Annotated in this window: 17 protein-coding genes and 1 pseudogene; 4 read left to right on the top strand and 14 right to left on the bottom strand. The window is 73.5% G+C overall.

Going from position 1 to position 16,441, the window contains the following annotated elements:
- Positions 1–12 precede the first annotated feature (12 nt).
- Positions 13–990 carry a homocysteine S-methyltransferase gene (gene mmuM, locus OG904_RS05265; RefSeq protein ID WP_405487873.1) on the bottom strand — a complete coding sequence of 326 codons (978 nt, stop codon included), beginning with the start codon at positions 988–990 and terminating at the stop codon, positions 13–15.
- Between the two features lie 15 nt (positions 991–1,005).
- Positions 1,006–1,929: an LLM class F420-dependent oxidoreductase gene (locus OG904_RS05270; RefSeq protein ID WP_405487875.1), complete on the bottom strand. Its 924-nt coding sequence runs from the start codon at positions 1,927–1,929 to the stop codon at positions 1,006–1,008.
- Positions 1,930–2,129: 200 nt separating this feature from the next.
- On the opposite strand from OG904_RS05270, the gene OG904_RS05275 reads away from it, so the two are divergent.
- Positions 2,130–2,408 (top strand): hypothetical protein, encoded by a 279-nt coding sequence (locus OG904_RS05275; RefSeq protein WP_405487877.1) that lies wholly within the window; start codon positions 2,130–2,132, stop codon positions 2,406–2,408.
- A 233-nt stretch (positions 2,409–2,641) separates the two neighbouring features.
- On the opposite strand, the gene OG904_RS05280 is transcribed toward OG904_RS05275, so the two are convergent.
- From OG904_RS05280 to OG904_RS05295, 4 genes are all read right to left on the bottom strand, one after another.
- On the bottom strand, positions 2,642–3,127 hold the full coding sequence (locus OG904_RS05280) for a DUF6099 family protein (RefSeq protein ID WP_405487879.1): 486 nt from the start codon (positions 3,125–3,127) through the stop codon (positions 2,642–2,644).
- A 123-nt stretch (positions 3,128–3,250) separates the two neighbouring features.
- Positions 3,251–3,592: a nucleotide pyrophosphohydrolase gene (locus OG904_RS05285; protein WP_405497777.1), complete on the bottom strand. Its 342-nt coding sequence runs from the start codon at positions 3,590–3,592 to the stop codon at positions 3,251–3,253.
- Between the two features lie 65 nt (positions 3,593–3,657).
- Positions 3,658–4,893, bottom strand: a complete 1,236-nt coding sequence (locus tag OG904_RS05290; protein WP_405487881.1) for an ATP-binding protein — start codon at positions 4,891–4,893, stop codon at positions 3,658–3,660.
- A gap of 67 nt (positions 4,894–4,960) precedes the next feature.
- Complete coding sequence (locus OG904_RS05295; protein ID WP_250742110.1) at positions 4,961–5,356, bottom strand: cell division protein SepF; 396 nt, start codon at positions 5,354–5,356, stop codon at positions 4,961–4,963.
- A gap of 183 nt (positions 5,357–5,539) precedes the next feature.
- Here OG904_RS05295 and OG904_RS05300 point away from each other — a divergent pair, with 183 nt between their 5' ends.
- Both OG904_RS05300 and OG904_RS05305 read left to right on the top strand, forming a co-directional pair.
- Positions 5,540–6,316, top strand: coding sequence for a DUF2470 domain-containing protein (locus OG904_RS05300; protein WP_405487884.1), 777 nt, complete (start codon positions 5,540–5,542; stop codon positions 6,314–6,316).
- Positions 6,317–6,565: pseudogene (locus OG904_RS05305) on the top strand (zinc-binding dehydrogenase); the annotation flags it as partial. It lies immediately after the preceding gene.
- On the opposite strand, the gene OG904_RS05310 reads toward OG904_RS05305, so the two are convergent.
- The 8 genes from OG904_RS05310 to OG904_RS05345 all read right to left on the bottom strand — a co-directional run bounded on the left by OG904_RS05310 (position 6,551) and on the right by OG904_RS05345 (position 14,282).
- Positions 6,551–6,919, bottom strand: a complete 369-nt coding sequence (locus OG904_RS05310; RefSeq protein WP_405487886.1) for a 4Fe-4S binding protein — start codon at positions 6,917–6,919, stop codon at positions 6,551–6,553. The pseudogene OG904_RS05305 and the gene OG904_RS05310 sit on opposite strands and share 15 nt — an antisense overlap.
- Entirely contained in the window at positions 6,916–8,499 is a 1,584-nt protein-coding gene (locus tag OG904_RS05315) for an FAD-dependent oxidoreductase (protein WP_405487888.1), read from the bottom strand. Before OG904_RS05315 ends, OG904_RS05310 begins: the two co-directional genes overlap by 4 nt.
- A complete protein-coding gene (locus OG904_RS05320; protein ID WP_405487890.1) occupies positions 8,496–9,827 on the bottom strand; it encodes an LLM class flavin-dependent oxidoreductase in 1,332 nt (443 codons plus the stop codon). The genes OG904_RS05315 and OG904_RS05320 overlap by 4 nt, the downstream gene beginning before the upstream one ends.
- Before the next feature lie 62 nt (positions 9,828–9,889).
- On the bottom strand, positions 9,890–10,774 hold the full coding sequence (locus OG904_RS05325) for an ABC transporter permease (protein WP_405487892.1): 885 nt from the start codon (positions 10,772–10,774) through the stop codon (positions 9,890–9,892).
- Positions 10,771–11,601, bottom strand: a complete 831-nt coding sequence (locus tag OG904_RS05330) for an ABC transporter ATP-binding protein (RefSeq protein WP_405487894.1) — start codon at positions 11,599–11,601, stop codon at positions 10,771–10,773. Before OG904_RS05330 ends, OG904_RS05325 begins: the two co-directional genes overlap by 4 nt.
- Positions 11,602–11,610: 9 nt before the next feature.
- Positions 11,611–12,642, bottom strand: a complete 1,032-nt coding sequence (locus OG904_RS05335) for an ABC transporter substrate-binding protein (protein WP_405487896.1) — start codon at positions 12,640–12,642, stop codon at positions 11,611–11,613.
- A gap of 82 nt (positions 12,643–12,724) precedes the next feature.
- Positions 12,725–13,282 carry an NADPH-dependent FMN reductase gene (gene ssuE, locus OG904_RS05340; protein ID WP_405487898.1) on the bottom strand — a complete coding sequence of 186 codons (558 nt, stop codon included), beginning with the start codon at positions 13,280–13,282 and terminating at the stop codon, positions 12,725–12,727.
- A gap of 61 nt (positions 13,283–13,343) precedes the next feature.
- Positions 13,344–14,282 (bottom strand): TauD/TfdA dioxygenase family protein, encoded by a 939-nt coding sequence (locus OG904_RS05345; protein ID WP_405487900.1) that lies wholly within the window; start codon positions 14,280–14,282, stop codon positions 13,344–13,346.
- A 940-nt stretch (positions 14,283–15,222) separates the two neighbouring features.
- Between OG904_RS05345 and OG904_RS05350 the strand changes: the two genes are divergently transcribed.
- Positions 15,223–16,410, top strand: a complete 1,188-nt coding sequence (locus OG904_RS05350; protein WP_405487902.1) for an ROK family protein — start codon at positions 15,223–15,225, stop codon at positions 16,408–16,410.
- Positions 16,411–16,441 lie beyond the last annotated feature (31 nt).

The raw sequence follows: 16,441 nt of genomic DNA on the forward strand, positions 1-16,441 counted from the left end.
GATTGTTGCTGGTCACGGCCGCTGGGCGCCTCCTGTTTTCCGCGGGGCCGGCCACCCCCCGCCGGGGGGCCTCGCCATCGCCCGGGCGGCGGTCGCCAGCCGTGCGATGTGGCCGGGGCCGATGCGGCAGCAGCCGCCGATGAGGCGGGCCCCGGCGCGGTGCCAGGCGGCCGTGGGCCAGGGGGCGGGGGCGGCCGGGGAGCGCCAGGTGCGGGTCGGGGCGTCCCAGACCGAGCCGTCGTTGGGGTAGGCCAGCAGCGGTTTTCCGGTGACGGCGGCCGCCGCTTCCAGGGCGGGCAGCACCTCGGCGGGGTCGCAGCAGTTCACGCCGGTCGCGATGACCTGCGGGGAGCCCGCGGCCAGCGCGAAGGCTTCGGCCAGTGGTCCGCCGGCCCGGGTCAGGCCGCCCGCCACCGTGTAGCTCAGCCAGGCGGGGGCGCCCGTCTCCGCGAGCACGGTGAGCAGGGCCTCTGCCTCGGTGGCGTCCGGGATCGTCTCCAGGGCCAGTACGTCGGGGCCTTCGGCGAGCAGCGCCGCGATCCGGGGCCGGTGGAACTCCGCCAGCTCCCGCACGCTCAGGCCGTACCGGCCGCGGTACTCGGAGCCGTCCGCCAGTACCGCCCCGTACGGGCCCACGGACGCGGCGACCCACACCTCGTGGTCCGCCGCCCGGGCCGCCCCGGCGGCCAGCCGCACACTGCGCCGCAGCAGGGCCTCCGTGTGCTCCGGGCCGTGGCCGCGCCGGGCGAGGGCGGCGTACCCCACCTGGTAGCTCGCGGTGATCAGCACCTCGGCGCCGGCCCGCGCGTACGCGGTGTGCGCGGCCGCCACCTGGTCCGGCCGCTCGGCGAGCACGCGGCCGGTCCAGAGGTCTCCGGACAGGTCGCATCCCTGGTCGGCGAGCTGGTTGCTGAGCCCGCCGTCCAGGAGCACGACCCTGCCGGCGGGGCCGGTCAGGGCCTCGGCGAGCGGGCCGGACGCGCGGGGCACGGTGTCCTGCCCCCGTCAGCCGAGCTGGGACAGGACCTGGGCCGAGATCAGCTCCAGGTGGTCCAGGTCGCCGAGGTCGAGCAGCTGGAGGTAGAGGCGGGAGGAACCGACGGCCCCGTACGCTCCGATCCGCTCCACCACCTCGGCCGGGGACCCGGCCAGGCCGTTGGCCTTGAGCTCGTCCACCTCGCGGCCGATGGCGGCGGCCCGCCGGGCCACTTCGGCGTCGTCCTTGCCCACGCAGACGACGAGGGCGTTGGAGTAGACGAGGTCGCCGGGCTTGCGGCCCGCTTCCTCGGCGGCCGCGCGGACCCGGCCGAACTGCCGCTCGCTGTCGGCGATCGAGGCGAACGGCATGTTGAACTCGTCGGCGTACCGCGCGGCCAGGCGCGGGGTGCGCTTCGCACCGTGGCCGCCGATCAGGACGGGGATCTTGTCCTGGGCCGGCTTGGGCAGCGCCGGGGAGTTCTCCACCTGGTAATGGACGCCCGCGTGGTCGAAGGTGGCGCCGGGCGCGGTCGCCCACAGGCCGGTGACGATCGCCAGCTGCTCCTCCAGCCGGGCCAGGCGCTCGGGCGGGAAGGGAATGCCGTACGCCTTGTGCTCCTCCTCGAACCAGCCTGCGCCCAGGCCCAGTTCGATCCGGCCGCCCGACATCTGGTCGACCTGTGCGACCTGGATGGCGAGCACGCCGGGCAGCCGGAAGGTGCCGGCCGTCATCAGCGTGCCCAGCCGGATCCGCTTGGTCTCACGGGCCAGGCCGGCCAGGGTGATCCAGGCGTCGGTGGGTCCGGGCAGGCCGTCGGCCGAGCCCATGCGCAGATAGTGGTCCGAGCGGAAGAAGGCATCGAAACCCAGGTCCTCGGTGGCCTTGGCGACGCGCAGGAGGGTGTCGTAGCTCGCGCCCTGCTGGGGCTCGGTGAAGATACGGAGATCCATGTCTCCATCCTGCCCTTTCGGCCCCGGCCGGGTGAATCTGAGTCAACCGGGCGTTCCGCCGCCGCCCGCGCCAGTGACCAGCCCGGATGGGGATCGTTGCTCGGACGGAGCCGGACCGCCCGGCCCGCGCGCCGGCGGCCTTCGCCGGTGCGTCCACCGCCCCCTTCCGCCTCGGAAGGGCCAGGGCCGAGGAGGCCGCCATGTCCCAGGAGTCCGCGCCGGAGAACCGCCGTCAGGACTGTCAGACCGGGCAGGCAGCGCACGACCACGCACGTCAGGAGTCCGCGGTACCCGCCCAGGGCGGCGCGCCGAAGGGCCTGCTGCAGCAGATGGAAGAGCTGATGGCGGCGCTGAACGCCGACCTCTCGCAGCTCGACGCCGACCTCCAGTCCTCCACCGACCGCAGCCCCGGCACTCCGCTGCCCGAGGGCAACCGCACCCCGGAGAGCGGATACCGTCCGTCCTACCCGTCGTACTGACCGCCCGGGTCCCGTCGCGCGCGGCGGGACCCCACCCGGCACAGCATCCGTCACCTCACCTCGCACAGCACCGGCACAGCATCCGGCACCTCACCTGGCACAGCACCGTCACCCGCCCGGACACCACGCTCGCCCCGCACTTCCCCGGGCCGCGCGCGATCCCCGCGCCCCGCACACTTCCCCGGACCGCACGCGACCCCCGCGCCCCGGACCCTGCCGGCCGGCGCCCGCGATCAGGCCACGCCGGACGCGGAGCCCCGCTCGCGCACGGTCATCCTGCGCAGGATCGCCCGTACCCGGTCGCTCGACTCGTCGGCCGCGTCTATCGACTCTATGCACTGCCAGTACAGACCCTCGTCGTCCGTCCCGCAGGCCACCCCGACCAGTGCTATGCCCACTTCGCCCAGGAGAGCCTGGAGCCCGAGCAGCGCCTGCCGGGCATCCGTCACCTCGGTCAGCTGCGCCGCCCGTGGCGGAAGATCGGGCGCATAGCCCTCTCCGCGCAGCGCCGCCCGGTCGAGCACCCCGCAGCCTCTGCCCCCCGCTTCACCCAGCCCCCGTGCCTCCGATCTCAGCTCCGGCGGTCCGGTGACCGCCAGCCAGCCTCCTATGCCCTGCGCGAGGGCCTGCGCTTGCCAGGCCTCGCCCACGATGTCCCACGCAGCCCCGCTCTGTGCCAGCGCGTGCCGGCCGGCTGCGATGAGCCGTACCGCGTCCATATGCCGTCCCCCGTCCGCACGACATCTCGCCGTTCTCTCCACTACCCAGAGTGAGGGCAACGAGCCGGTAAAGCCAGGGGTATTCGGAAATTGTGGACACAAACATGGTTGTGGATAAGTCCATCACTCCGAAGAGTGACGGTCCGCCAGCGAACTGCCCGGCACGGGGAACCGCAGCTCGTTCCGCTCGATCTTCGCGGCGAGCGCATCCAGCACATCAACCCCGAGGACCTCACAGAACTGCAGCAGATACGCGAGCACATCGGCGACCTCATCGGCCACTCTGTGTGCGGTTTCGGGCTTCTCCATGACCTTGGCCGACTGTTCCGGCGTCAGCCACTGGAAGATCTCGACCAGTTCGGCCGCCTCCACGCTCAGCGCCACCGCCAGGTTCTTGGGCGTGTGGAAGGGCTCCCACCCGCGCGCCGCCGCGAAATCGGCGAGCCGCCGCTGCAGCCGGTCGATCCGCTCGTCGCGCCGCCCGGTGCCGTCCTTCGCTTCCTTCACTTCCTTCGCCTCCCGCTCTTCGCTCATGCGCCCAGGTCTACCACCGAGATGCCCGGCACCCCCCGCGCGGCCTTCGTGCACGCCTCGCCCACCGAGGCCGCCAGCCTGACCTGCCCGCGCCCGCACGCCAGTACGGCCAGTCGCAGCAGTTCGGCGGTCTGCCGACCGTCCAGGTCCCGGTCGAAACCGTCGGCGAGCACGGTCAGCGCCTGCCGGGCGGACAGCAGCTCGGCGGCCGGGTCCATGGCCAGCACCCCCGGCCCGGTCAGCAGCACCAGCGCGAGGGACAGGAAGCGCAGTTCGCCCGCGCCGAGCCGGGCCAGCTCGGTCGGGGGCCGGACGGCGCCGCGGTCCAGCAGGCCGGTGACCGGGCCGCCGCCCGCGGGGACCCGTACGTCCAGCCCGGCCACCGGTCCGGCGCAGCCGTTGCGGGCGGCCTCGGTGAGCAGCCCGTACCGCGTGGCGCACTCCAGCCGGGTCCGGCGCAGCACGTCGGCCAGATTGGCGCAGTCGCCCAGCAGCCGCCCCTCCCCCTGCGCGGCCGGCTCCCGCATCCGCTCCGGGCGGGGGTCGCAGGGGAACACCGAGCGCAGCGCGACCACCACCTGCTCGGCGGCGGCCAGCACCCGCCGCTGCCCCTCGGTGGCCCCGGCCACCCGCAGCGGCAGCAGCGCGGTGCCGAGCCGGTCGTCGGGCAGCGGGGCCCTGGTGTACCCGGTGGCTCCGCCGGTCAGCCAGGCCGCCTGGACGGACCGTCGCCCGGGATCGCGCAGAGCGGTGCCGAGCAGGATCTGCCCGTCCGCCGAGAGCCGTTCACCGACGATCCGCAGCGTGGGCTCCGCCTGGACGGCGAGGTCCAGCCGGACCGGCCCGGCGGGGCCGTCGACCGTGCAGCCGATCCGGAACCCCCGGCGCCGCTCCGCGTCGGGCACGGCCCGGTCGGGAACGCGGGCCCGCGGATCCGGGAACACCTCTTCGAGCGCGGTCCCGGCGCCCAGCGCGGCCAGCGCCCCGTAGGCCTCCAGGGCCTGGGACTTGCCGCTGCCGCTCGGCCCGGCGAAGAGGGTGACGGGCGCCAGCGCGAACCGGGCCCCGCGGTGGGCCCCGTAGGCCGAGAGCCGTAACTCGGTGACGGCGGGCCGCAGGTGCACACCTGCGGCATCCGGGACCGGAACCGGAACCGGACCGGCGGATGCGGCGGCGGCGGCAGAAGGGGCAGCAGGGGCAGCGGAATCAACAGGAGCGAGGGGCGGAGTCATGCGCGGGACGCTACGGCCCGCCGGACCCCCCGTGGGTCCGGCGAACCGTTCCGCCCGCGGGACCTTCCTACGATCGGGGGACGGCCGCGGCCGCGATTCCCTCCACCTCGGTCCCGACGGGCGCCAGCAGGAAGACGTTCCGGTCGACCCGGTGCATCCCGCTGCCCAGCCCGAAGACCACACCGCTGCTGAAGTCCAGGATCCGCTTGGCCACTTCGCCGTCCGCGCCCGTGAGGTCCAGCAGGACCGGGATCTGCGCGATCAGGTACTCCGCGACCTCCCGCGCGTCCGCGAAGACCTGGACCCGGATCACCACGAAGCGCCGCTGCTCCGCCGCGGACGCCCCCGGAACCGTGGGGATCGTGCGGTGATCCACCCGGGAGGGCCACTCGTTGCGGCTGCGCAGGGGCACCACCTGCGCGAGCCCCTCCCACTGTTCGTCGGTGACGTCGTACCTGCTCACCAGGCCGCCTCGGCCTTGCGCTTCATGTGCATCCCCCCATCCTCTCGCGTTTCACCCGTTCAGCCCAACACCGACACGAGGCACCTGAGACCCCCTGCCGACTACCCCCACACCCTCCAGGTAAGTTAGGTTAGGCAACCCTAAGTCAGCAGTACGCCGCCACTCGGGACGACGGAGATCCACATGCACCTGCCCATGCCCACCGACGCCGAGCGGGTCCGGTCCATCCTGGCCGCCGCCCATTCCATGACCGTCGTCACCGACGGACAGTGCACGGAGATCCGCCACCTCGACGGCACCGACCCCCTCGGCCGGCTGCACCTGCACCCCGCCGAACCGGGCGGCCACGCCGAGCACCGCCCCGCGATCCGCATGGAGTTCACCGACATCGCGCCCACTCCGGTACGGGAGCGCGTGCGCGCCCGCGTCACCCTGTTCGGGCACCTGCTCACCCCGTACTCCGACGAGAGCTCCGACTCCACCTGCGTGGAATTCGGTGGGGCCGTCCTCGAAACCCCCGACGGCGGCCGCTCGTACGTCGGCCTCGAAGAGCTGGACGCGGCCCACGCCGACCCGCTCGCCCCGTACGAGGCCGGCATGCTCACGCACCTCCTCGACGACCACGCCGAGCTCGTCACCCTCCTCCTGCGCCTGGTCCAGCCGCAGTCGACCCAGTCACCGCAGGACCCGCACGACCCCCGCGACCCCCGGGACTCCCGGGACTCCCGGGACTCCCGGGACTCCCGGGACTCCCGTGAACAGTCCGCCCTCCTGCGCGCGCTGCCCGTCGCCATGGACCGGTACGGGATCACCCTGCGCCTGGAGGAACAGCGCGGCCACCGCGACGTCAGACTCCCCTTCCCCTCCCCGCTCGACGACGTGGAGCAGTCCGGGGCGCAGATCCAGGCCCTGTTCAGCGCGGCCCGCCGCCGATCGCACCGCAACACCCTGCCCGCCTGATCGGCGGCCGGCGGCACCGGCTCCTTCGGCGTGCAGATCGCCGTCGCGCTCGGCCTGCGCGTCATCGGCACGGCCGGCGCGCACAACCACGACTACCTGCGCTCGCTGGGCGCCGAGCCGGTCCTGTACGGCGAGGGCCTCGCCGACCGGGTCCGCGAGCTGGCCCCCGAAGGCGTGGACGCGGCCCAGGACTTCTTCGGCGACGACGTCATCGCGACCCTCCAGTCCATCCCCTCAGGACGTGATCGGCGGCCCCGCCCCCCGGTCCCCCACCGGGCCGAGGGACGGGCCGACCGCCCGCAGGGCTCCGGGCGTGCGGCCCTCACCCCAGCCGATCTCGCGCCGGTAGCTGCCGAGCAGGCCGCGGCCGACGAGCCCGGCCTCGTCCCGTACGGCCGGGTCCTCGGGCACCGGGCGGGTCAGCGGCGACACGAACAGCGCGTCGGCCGGGCAGTTGGCCTCGCACAGGAAGCAGGTCTGGCAGTCCTCCTGCCGGGCGAGCAGCGGGATCCCCTGCGGCCCGCGCTCGAAGACGTCGGTCGGGCAGACCTCCACGCACTTGTCGCAGGCGATGCACCGCTCGGCCGAAACCAGTTCGATCATGCGGCCGGCACCGCCGTCCGCGTCCACACCCGGTCGAGCCCGCCGGTCAGGATCCGGTGGTGCTGCGCGGGGTCCTGCCCCGGGTGGTCGAGCCGGCGGGCCATCCCGCGGCTCTCGGTACGGGCCAGCGCGGCCGCGTACATCCAGCGGGCGTGCGCCGTCATGGCCGCCGCCTGCCGGGCCTTGACCAGCCCGGCGCCCTCTCCCCGCAGGGAGCCGCGCAGCTGTGCCCAGAGCTCGTCGAGCACGCCGAGCGAGGCCGTGAGGACGGCACCGTGGCGCAGGTAGTTCTTGTCGTACGGCAGCACCTCGTCCTGGACGAGCCGTACGAATTCTCCGCTGTCCCGGCGCCCGTGGACGGGCCCGGCGCTCCCCGTCGGGCGGAGGCCCGCCCCACCGGCCCCGGTGACCGGCCGGGAGGCGGCCCGGCCCGGGCCGAGGGAGCGGGAGTACCGGGCCGCGCCGGCCCCCGCCCAGCTGCCCGAGGACATCGCCCAGGCGGCGTTGTGGCTGCCGCCTCCGGTGAATCCCCCGCAGATCTCCTCGCGGGTGGCCGCGTCCCCGGCGGCGTACAGGCCGGGGACCGCGGTGGCGCAGTCGTCCCCGGTGATCCGGATCCCGCCGGTCCCGCGCACGGTGCCCTCCGCCAGCAGCGTGACGGAGAACCGGTCGGTGAAGGGGTCGATCCCGAGCCGGTCGAAGGTGAGGAAGAAGTTCGGCTGCGCGAGCCGCATCGCGGCCCGCGCGGTGGCGTCGGCCCGGTCGAGGCGGGCGTACACCCTGCCGCCCGCGAGGAGCGCGCGGGCGATGACGGAGCGGCCTCCCTGACTGGCCGCACCCTCCAGGACCTCGCCGTCCTCCCCGTAGAAGGTGGCGAAGGCGTAGAAGGCGGTCTTGGTGACGGAGGTGCCCTCGGGGGCGATCCCGTAGGCGTTGGAGAACTCCATGCCGGACAGCTCGGCCCCGGCCTCGGCGGCGAACAGCGCGCCGTCCCCGGTGTTGGTGTTGGTGCCGAGCGCTCCGCTGAGGAAGGCGCAGCCGCCGGTCGCCAGGACGACGGCGCCGGCCCGGACCCGGTAGTCCTCGCGGGCCTGGCGGCGGTACCCGGCGGCCCCCGCGACGGCGCCGTCCGCATCGGTCAGCAGCTCGGTCACCGGGCTGTGGTCGAGGATGCGCACGCCCGCGCGGCGGATCCGGATGCGCATGCGGCGCATGTACTCGGGCCCCTGGAGGCCGTTGCGCAGGGGCTGCCCGTCCGGGCCGGCCGGGAAGGGGTAACGCCCCTTGGTGGCCAGTTCGTTCATGCGCGCGTACGTCTCGTCGAGGACCCGGGACATCCACCGCCGGTCGGCGAGGTACCCGCCGAGCCCCTCGCGGCTCGCCATGGCGGCCTCCCGGGCGGCCGGCTCGGGCGGGACGTACCAGACGCCGGTCCCCCCGGCGGCCGTCGCCCCGCTGGTGCCGCAGTGGCCCTTGTCGGCGAGGACCACCGAGGCCCCGGCCCGGGCCGCCGCCAGGGCGGCCCAGGTGGCGGCGGGCCCGCCGCCGACGACGAGCACGTCGGTGACGTGCTCGCTCACGTCGCGGCCGGCGCGTAGCGGTTGGCGGGCCGGGCCAGCCCGTAGTTCTCGCGCAGGGTCCGGCCGGTGTACTCGGTGCGGAAGAGGCCGCGGCGCTGGAGGATCGGCACGACCTGGTCGACGAAGTCGGTGAGTCCGGTGGGGAGCACGGGCGCCATGATGTTGAAGCCGTCGGCGGCTCCCCGGGTGAACCACTCCTCCAGCTGGTCGGCGATCTGCTCGGGCGTCCCCGCGAAGACCCGGTGGCCGCGGCCGGCGCCGAGGCGGGCGATCAGCTCGCGCAGGGTGAGGCCGTCGCGGCGGGCGAGCTCGGCGACGAGCGTGAAACGGCTCTTGTTGCCGTTGATGTCCCGCTCCTCGGGCAGCTCGGGCAGCGGGCCGTCCAGCGGCAGGCCGGTGAGGTCGGTGCCGAGCATGCCGGAGAGCTGGGCCAGTCCGTACTCCGGCACCTGGAGGTCGGTGAGCTGCTGCTCCAGGGCCTTGGCCTCGGCCTCGGTGGAACCGATGACGGGGGCGATGCCGGGCAGGACGAGCAGATCGCTCTCGGCGCGGCCGTACCTGGCGAGGCGGGACTTGAGGTCCTTGTAGAAGGTCTGGCCGTCGGCGAGGGTCTGCTGGGCGGTGAAGACGGCCTCGGCGTACTGGGCCGCGAACTCCTTCCCGTCCTCGGAGGAGCCCGCCTGGACCAGGAGCGGGTGGCCCTGGGGGGAGCGGGGGACGTTGAGCGGGCCGGCGACGCCGAAGTACTCGCCCCGGTGGGCCGCGGGGTGGAGCTTGTCGGTGTCGGCGTAGATCCCGCGCTCCTTGTCGAGGACGACCGCGTCGTCCTCCCAGCTGTCCCAGAGCTTGGTGGACACGTCGAGGAACTCGCGGGCGCGCTCGTAGCGCAGGGCGTGCTCCAGGTGCTCTTCCCGGTTGAAGTTGCGGGCCTCGTCGAGGGTTCCGGAGGTGACGATGTTCCAGCCGGCGCGGCCGTTGCTGATGTGGTCGAGGGAGGCGAACTTGCGGGCCAGGTTGTATGGCTCGTTGAAGGTGGTGGAGACGGTGGCGATGAGCCCGACGTGCTCGGTGACGGCGGCGATGGCGGAGAGCAGCGTGAGCGGCTCGAAACCGCCGAGGGCGTTGTACCGGGCCTTGCCCCAGAGGGCGAGCCCGTCGGCGAAGAAGATCGAGTCGAGCCGGCCGCGCTCGGCGGTACGGGCCAGCTCCTGGAAGTAGGCCAGGTCGGTGATCCGCTCGGGGCTGCTGGACGGGTGGCGCCAGGCGGCGTCGTGGTGCCCGGCGTTCATGAGGAAGGCGTTGAGGTGCAGGGTCCGGGGTGCGGTCATTTTCTTGGTCCTCGGTGGAATGTCGAAGGTGGTCGGCGGGGACGGCTCAGGGCCTCAGGGCCTCAGGACGGAACGCGCCACAGGCTCAGCCGGCGTTCGATCGTGACGAGGATCTGGTTGAAGGCCAGGCCGATCGCGGAGATGGTGACGATGCCCGCGTACATCTGCGGGATCGCGAAGTTGAACTGCGAGGCGTTGATCAGGTAGCCGAGGCCCGCCTTCGCGCCGATCATCTCGGCGGCGACCAGGACCAGGATGGAGACGGCCCCCGCCAGCCGGATGCCGGTGAAGATGGCCGGTACCGAGGCCGGCAGGATCACCTTCTGGAACAGCCGCGGGGTGGACAGGTCCATCGAGCGCGCCAGCTTCACGAGGGTCGGATCGGCGTTGCCCACGGCGCTGATGGTGTTCAGCAGGATCGGCCAGACGCAGGCGTACACGACGATCGAGACCTTCGAGGTCTCCCCGATGCCCAGCAGCAGGACGAACACCGGCAGCAGCGCGAGCGCCGCCGTATTGCGGAACACCTCCAGCAGCGGCCCGAGCAGCACCGCCACCGGCCGGTACCAGCCGATCAGCAGCCCGAGCGGGACCGCCACGGCCACCGCGATGCCGAAGCCGCCGAACGAGCGGATCAGGCTGGCCTGGGTGTGCTCGGCGAGCTGCCCGTTGCCCAGGAGCTCCCACCAGGCCACGGCGACCTCGCTGACCGGTGGCAGGAACGTCGCGTCGACCAGCCCGAGCCGCGGCGCCGTCTCCCACAGCGCGAGCAGGGCCACGATCGCCGCCGAGCGCAGCGCCACCGCCCGCAGCCCCCGCAGGACCTTCAGGGCCACGGCCGCGGCGGGGGCCCGTACGGCGGCCCGCGCGGGCTCCCGTACCGCCGGGGGCGCGAGGTCCCGTACCGGCGTCCCCTCCACCTCCGCCAGTTCCACTGTGGTGCTCATACGGTGGCCTCCTCCTTCTCCAGTTGCTGGGCGCGGGCCACCTCGTCGTGGAGCAGGGTCCAGATCTCGTGGCGGTAGCGGGCGAACTCCGGGCTGGAGCGCAGGTCCTCACCGGTGGCCCCGGCGGACCGGTCGCCGAAGGACACGGGGACCACCTGCTTGACCCGGCCGGGGCGGGAGGTGATGACGGCCACCCGCTGCCCGAGGTACACGGCCTCCTCGATGCCGTGCGTGATGAACACGACCGTCTTGCCGGTGCTCTGCCAGATCCGGCGCAGTTCGTCCTGGAGGGACTCGCGGGTCTGCGCGTCGAGCGCGGCGAACGGCTCGTCCATCAGCAGCACGTCCGGGTCGTACGCGAGCGAGCGCGCGATGGCGACCCGCTGGCGCATGCCCCCGGACAGCTCGTGCGGGTGCCGGTCCCCGAATCCGGTGAGGCCGACAAGTTCCAGGAACTCACGGGCCTTCGCGGTGCGTTGGCGGCGCGGGACGCCGGTCGCCTCCAGGCCGAACTCGATGTTGCCGAGCGCGGTGCGCCACGGCAGCAGCGCGTACTGCTGGAAGACGATGCCCCGGTCCAGCCCCGGCCCGGTGACCGGCTCGCCGTCGAGCAGGATCCGGCCGGAGGTCGGCGGGGTCAGACCGCCGAGCAGGTCCAGGAGGGTGGACTTGCCGCAGCCGCTGGGGCCCACGACGACCACGAACTCCCCCGCCCCGATCTCCAGGTCGATCCCGTCGAGAGCGGTGAACTCCTCCTTGCTCCTCCTGTTCTTCCGGTCCTTCGTCGGGAAGGTCTTGGTCACGGACTCGAACACGATCTTCGCCATGGCGGTCGCTCAGCCCTTCCCGAATCCGTTGAACTCGTTGGTGTAGAGGTCGGCCGCCTTGAGCTGGCCCTTCTTGATCTCGCCGCGCTCGCCCAGCCAGTCGATCCACAGCTGGAACTCCTTGTCGGCGATCCGGCCGCCGGGCTCGGCGACCCCGTACGAGTGCCAGTACTGCAGGGTCGAGGTGTCCTCGTTGCGGCCGCGCTTCTTGACGATCTCCGTCATCCGCGCGATGACCTCCTCGCGCGGGGTGGTGCGGGACCACTCGATGGCCTTGGCCACGCCCGTGGTGAAGGTCCGGACGGTGTCCGGGTTCTCCTTGATGAAGCGCTGGGTCATCACGTACGAGCCGGCGCTGAACGAGCCGAGCAGCTCGAAGTCCTTGAACAGCGGGCGGATGCCGCCCGTCGCGAGGGCCTTGTCCCGCAGCACCCCGCTGAGGACGCCGACCTCGATCTGCTTCTGGCGCAGCGCCTGCTCGGTGTTGACGGGCGGCACCACGAGGGCCTCGACCTTGGCCGCCTCCGCCTTGGGGACTCCGTTGCGCTCCAGGTAGATGTCGAGCAGGGCCTGGGCGTGGGCGCCCAGGGTGTTCATGCCGACCTTCTTGCCGATCAGGTCGCGGGCGGAGCGGATCGGGCTGTCCTCCAGGACGTAGTAGCCGAGGTAGGTGTCCTTGTCGGAGCCGTAGTAGGAGGTGACGGCCTTGATCTGGGCCTTGCTCGAAGCGAGTTTGACGATCGCGCCGTTGAAGGCGCCGCCGAAGTGGGTCTGGCCGGTGGCGGCGGACTGGATGTCCTGCGGGCCGCTGATGGTGTTGCCGACCCAGTCCAGGGTGACGTCCCCGAGGTAGCCGAGGTCCGCGGCGAGCTCGGGGAGCGTGACCGCGCCGACGCTGCCCTGGTACTTCAGGGAGGTGATCTGGTCGCCGCGGGCGCCGGTCGCGGTCGCCGTCCCGCAGCTCACCGCGGCCGCCGAGATGCCGAGCAGGGTGAGGAACTGGCGTCGGGAGGTACGGGTCGTGGTGAAGGCTGCGGGCATGACGATTCCTTGTCGATCCGGTCTGGCGGGTCGGGCGGCTGGGGCGGGTGGGACTGACGGGATTGGCCGGTCCGTACGGAGGTCAGTGCGCGGCGGTGAGCGCCACGGCCTCGGCCGCGCGCAGGGCTCCGGCGAACTCGTCGACGGCCTGGAAGAGGTCCAGCTCCGCCTCGGGCCGCAGCCGGTCGGGACCGGCCCCGCGCTCGACGGAGGAGTCCAGGACGAAGCGGCCGGCGGTGACGTGCCGGGCACCGAGCGCGGTGAGGACCGGGCGCAGGGCGTAGTCGATGGTCAGGACATGGGCGAGGCTGCCCCCGGTGGCCAGCGGGAGAACCGTTTTCCCGGCCAGCCCGTCCTGCGGGAGCAGGTCGAGGAAGGCCTTGAGGAGCCCGGTGTACGAGGCCTTGTAGATCGGCGTCGCGATGACGATCCCGTCGGCCTCGGCGACGGCCTCGAGGGCCCGCCTGATCTCCGGCTCGCCGCGGCGGGCGGAGAGCAGGTCGGCGGCGGGGAGCTCCCGGACGGCGAGGTGGGCGGTCTCGAACCCGGCGTGGTTCAGGCGGCGCAGCACGTGATCGGCGACGACGGCGGTACGGGAGTGGACGGACGGGCTGCCGGTGAGGGCGAGCAGCTTGGGCACGGAACGCTCCTTGGCGGGCGGAGGCGGGCGGAGGCGGGGAGGACGGGGAAGGCGGGATCGGTCAGACGGCGGAGGCGGAGGCTCCGGAGGCGATGCCGAAGGCAGGGTCGGGCACCTCTTCCGGGCTGATCAGCCGGGACGGCACCCCGTCCGGGCCGACCGGGACGTCGCCGTCGACCGTCACTCGGCGCAGGGTGCGCTCGTGGTCGTCGGAGTCGTCCACGCCGTAGTGCTGGGTGGCGCGGTTGTCCCAGATCGCGACGTCACCGGCCTGCCACTGCCAGCGGACGGTGTTCTCGGGGAGCTCGATGTGGGCCTGGAAGAGGTCCTGGAGGAGGCGCGAGTCGCGGCCGGTGAGGCCGTTGATCCGCTGGACGAAGTTGCCGAGCAGCAGGGTGCGTTCGCCGGTCTCGGGGTGGACGCGGACCACCGGGTGCTCCGTGAGGAACTTGGTGGAGGTGAACACCTCGCGGTACTGGGCGAGCGCCTCGGGCAGGGCGTCCGGCTTCAGGGCGGCGTAGTCGTACTCGTTGGAGTGCACGGCGCGCAGGCTGTCGGCCAGGGTGCGCAGCGGCTCGGGCAGGCCGGCGTAGGCGGTGGCCGTGTTGGCCCACAGGGTGTCGCCACCGTAGGGCGGGATGGTGACGGCGCGCAGGATCGAGAACGCGGGGTACGCGGGGACGAAGGTGACGTCCGTGTGCCACTGGTTGGCGCGGGCCCCGTGGTGGGAGTCGATGCCGAGCGCGTAACGCCCGTCGGCGGACGGGACGGTGGGGTGCGCGACGGGCGCTCCGAGGAGCTCGGCGAAGGCCTCGTGACCGGCTTCGTCGAGGTGGTCCTGACCGCGGAAGAAGACGACCTTGTGCGCGAGCAGCGCGGCCCGGATCCCGGCGATCTCCTCGGCCCCGAGCTCCCCGCCGAGGCGGACTCCGCCGATCACGGCGCCGATCCGGCCGCCGATCCTGGTGACGGTGAGGTCGGTGCGGGTGGCGGTGGTCATGATGGCTCCTTGTTTATTTCCGGAGAGGAAGAAATGAGGGTGGGGAGAAGCTGACGCGAAGCGGGAAGGGAGGATCCGAGCGCGCGGACCAATGGCGGACGGCGACGCGGGCGCACTCGGGGCGGCGGACGGAAGAGTCGGCGAAGAAGGCGAAGAAGCGCACTGCCGACACCACAGAGACTGCTGCCGGCCGCATCGGAGACGCAGGCGCTGAGACGCCGAAGGCGGCGAAAGCCCGGAAGGCGGCGGACGGCGCTCAGAAACGGCGCGGGGCCGGACAGCGGCCCTGACACTCGCCCGGCGCGGTACAGAGGCCGGGGGTGTGGAGCCGCGGGGCGAGGAACTCGGTCGCGGACATGTCCCGGAGACTGCCAGCGCCCCCACGCCCGGTCAACCCCGGTGGACGCCCCGCCCCCACCACCCCGAAATCCCACCCACACCCACCCCGACCTGCCCTTTCACCGATTCCCGACCCCCCACCAACGGCCGGAAACCATGGCCGGATTTCACGCCCCCGCAACGCATCCGCCACGCCCGGACAAAACCACCCCCGCACCGACGCCCGAACCGCCGAGCCCAATCCAGCCCGGCAGGAGTCCAGGGCGCCAACCAAATCCAGCCCCACAGGCGCCCGAGACCCCGCCCAAATCCAGCCCCGCCAGCGTCCAAGGCGCCAACCAAATCCAGCCCCGCCAGCCTCCGAGACGCCGACCAAAATCAGCCCCGCCGGCGTTTGAGGCGCGGGGTCCGGGGCAGAGCCCCGGCAACGGCGCCGCAGGTGCCCATGACGCCCGCCCCGCGACCTCGGCCCCGACGGGGCCCGGGTCCCGCGGGCCCCGGCAGCGGCCCCGGCAGCGGCTCCGGACCCCGCCCGCCCCACCCAGCGGAGCGCACCGGCATGATCGGGACCACCCCGCCCCGACCCCCGAGGAGCCCGCCCGTGCCCCCCACCCCCGGTGACAGCCGGGCCGCCGCCAACGCCGCCGCCGTGCTGCGCACCGTCCTGACGCAGGGACCCATCGCGCGCAGCGACATCCCGAAGCTCTGCGGGCTCAGCCCCGCCGCGGTGTCCCGGCAGACCACGGCCCTGCTCCGGGCCGGCCTGCTCCGCGAGCTCCGCGAACTCCCCGGGCCCTCCGCCACCGCGGACCCCGGCGCCCCCGGCCGCCCCCGCATCCCCCTCGACCTGCACACCGGCCCCGTCGGCGGCCCCCTCGCCGCCGGTCTGCACGTCGGCGTGCCCAATTCCACCTTCAGCCTCGTGGACCTGCGCGGCCGCGTCCCGGCCCGCCGGGCCTTCCCGCACGCGGGCCGCTCCCCCGACGGGCTCCCCGCCGCCATCGCGGGCGAACTCGCGCGGTTCCTCGAGGAGTTCGACACCGGCCGCCCCCTCCTCGGCCTCGGCGCGGCCCTGGGCGGCTGGGTCCGCCCCGCGGACGGCACCGTCGTGCGCCACGACGCGCTCGGCTGGCACGGGCTGCCCCTCGCCGCCGAGCTCTCCCAGCGCCTCGGACTGCCCGTCTCCGTGGACAACCACGCCCGGGCCATCGCCCACGCCGAGATCCTCTTCGGCCGCCCAGAGGCCCGCTCCAGCCTGCTGCACCTCTTCATCGGCAATGTCGTCGACGCCGCCTTCGGCATCGAGGGCACCGTGCACCAGGGCCCGGGCGCCGCCGCCGGTGACGTCGCGCACCTGCCGGTGCCCGGTTCGCGGACCCCCTGCGCGTGCGGCCGTACGGGTTGCCTGCAGGCCAGCGTCTGCGACTCGGTCACCGGCGCCGAGGCCGTCCGCCGCGGCATCGTCCCCGAGCCCTCCGTCAACCTCCTCGTCGACGCGGCCGCCACCGGCGACCCCCGCGCCGACCGGCTGCTGCGCGAACGCGCCCGTACCGTGGGCCGGGCCGCCGCCCTGCTGCTCGACGTGTTCAACCCGGCCGTGATGGTCGTCAGCGAGCTCTCCAGCATCCTGCAGGACTGCTACCTGGAGGAGATCCGCGACGCGGCCGGTGATCCCGACCGCTACGGGCGGCGGATCGTCGCCCCGCACGCGGGACCCGCCGTACTCCCGGTGGCCGCCGCGACCGTCCTCCTCGCCCCGCTCTTTCGTGACCCCTCCCGTCTCACTTGAGAGGGGGAGATCACATCCAGTGGTTATAGGC

It is taken from the genome of Streptomyces sp. NBC_00096, assembly GCF_045041305.1.
Taxonomy (GTDB): Bacteria; Actinomycetota; Actinomycetes; order Streptomycetales; family Streptomycetaceae; genus Streptomyces.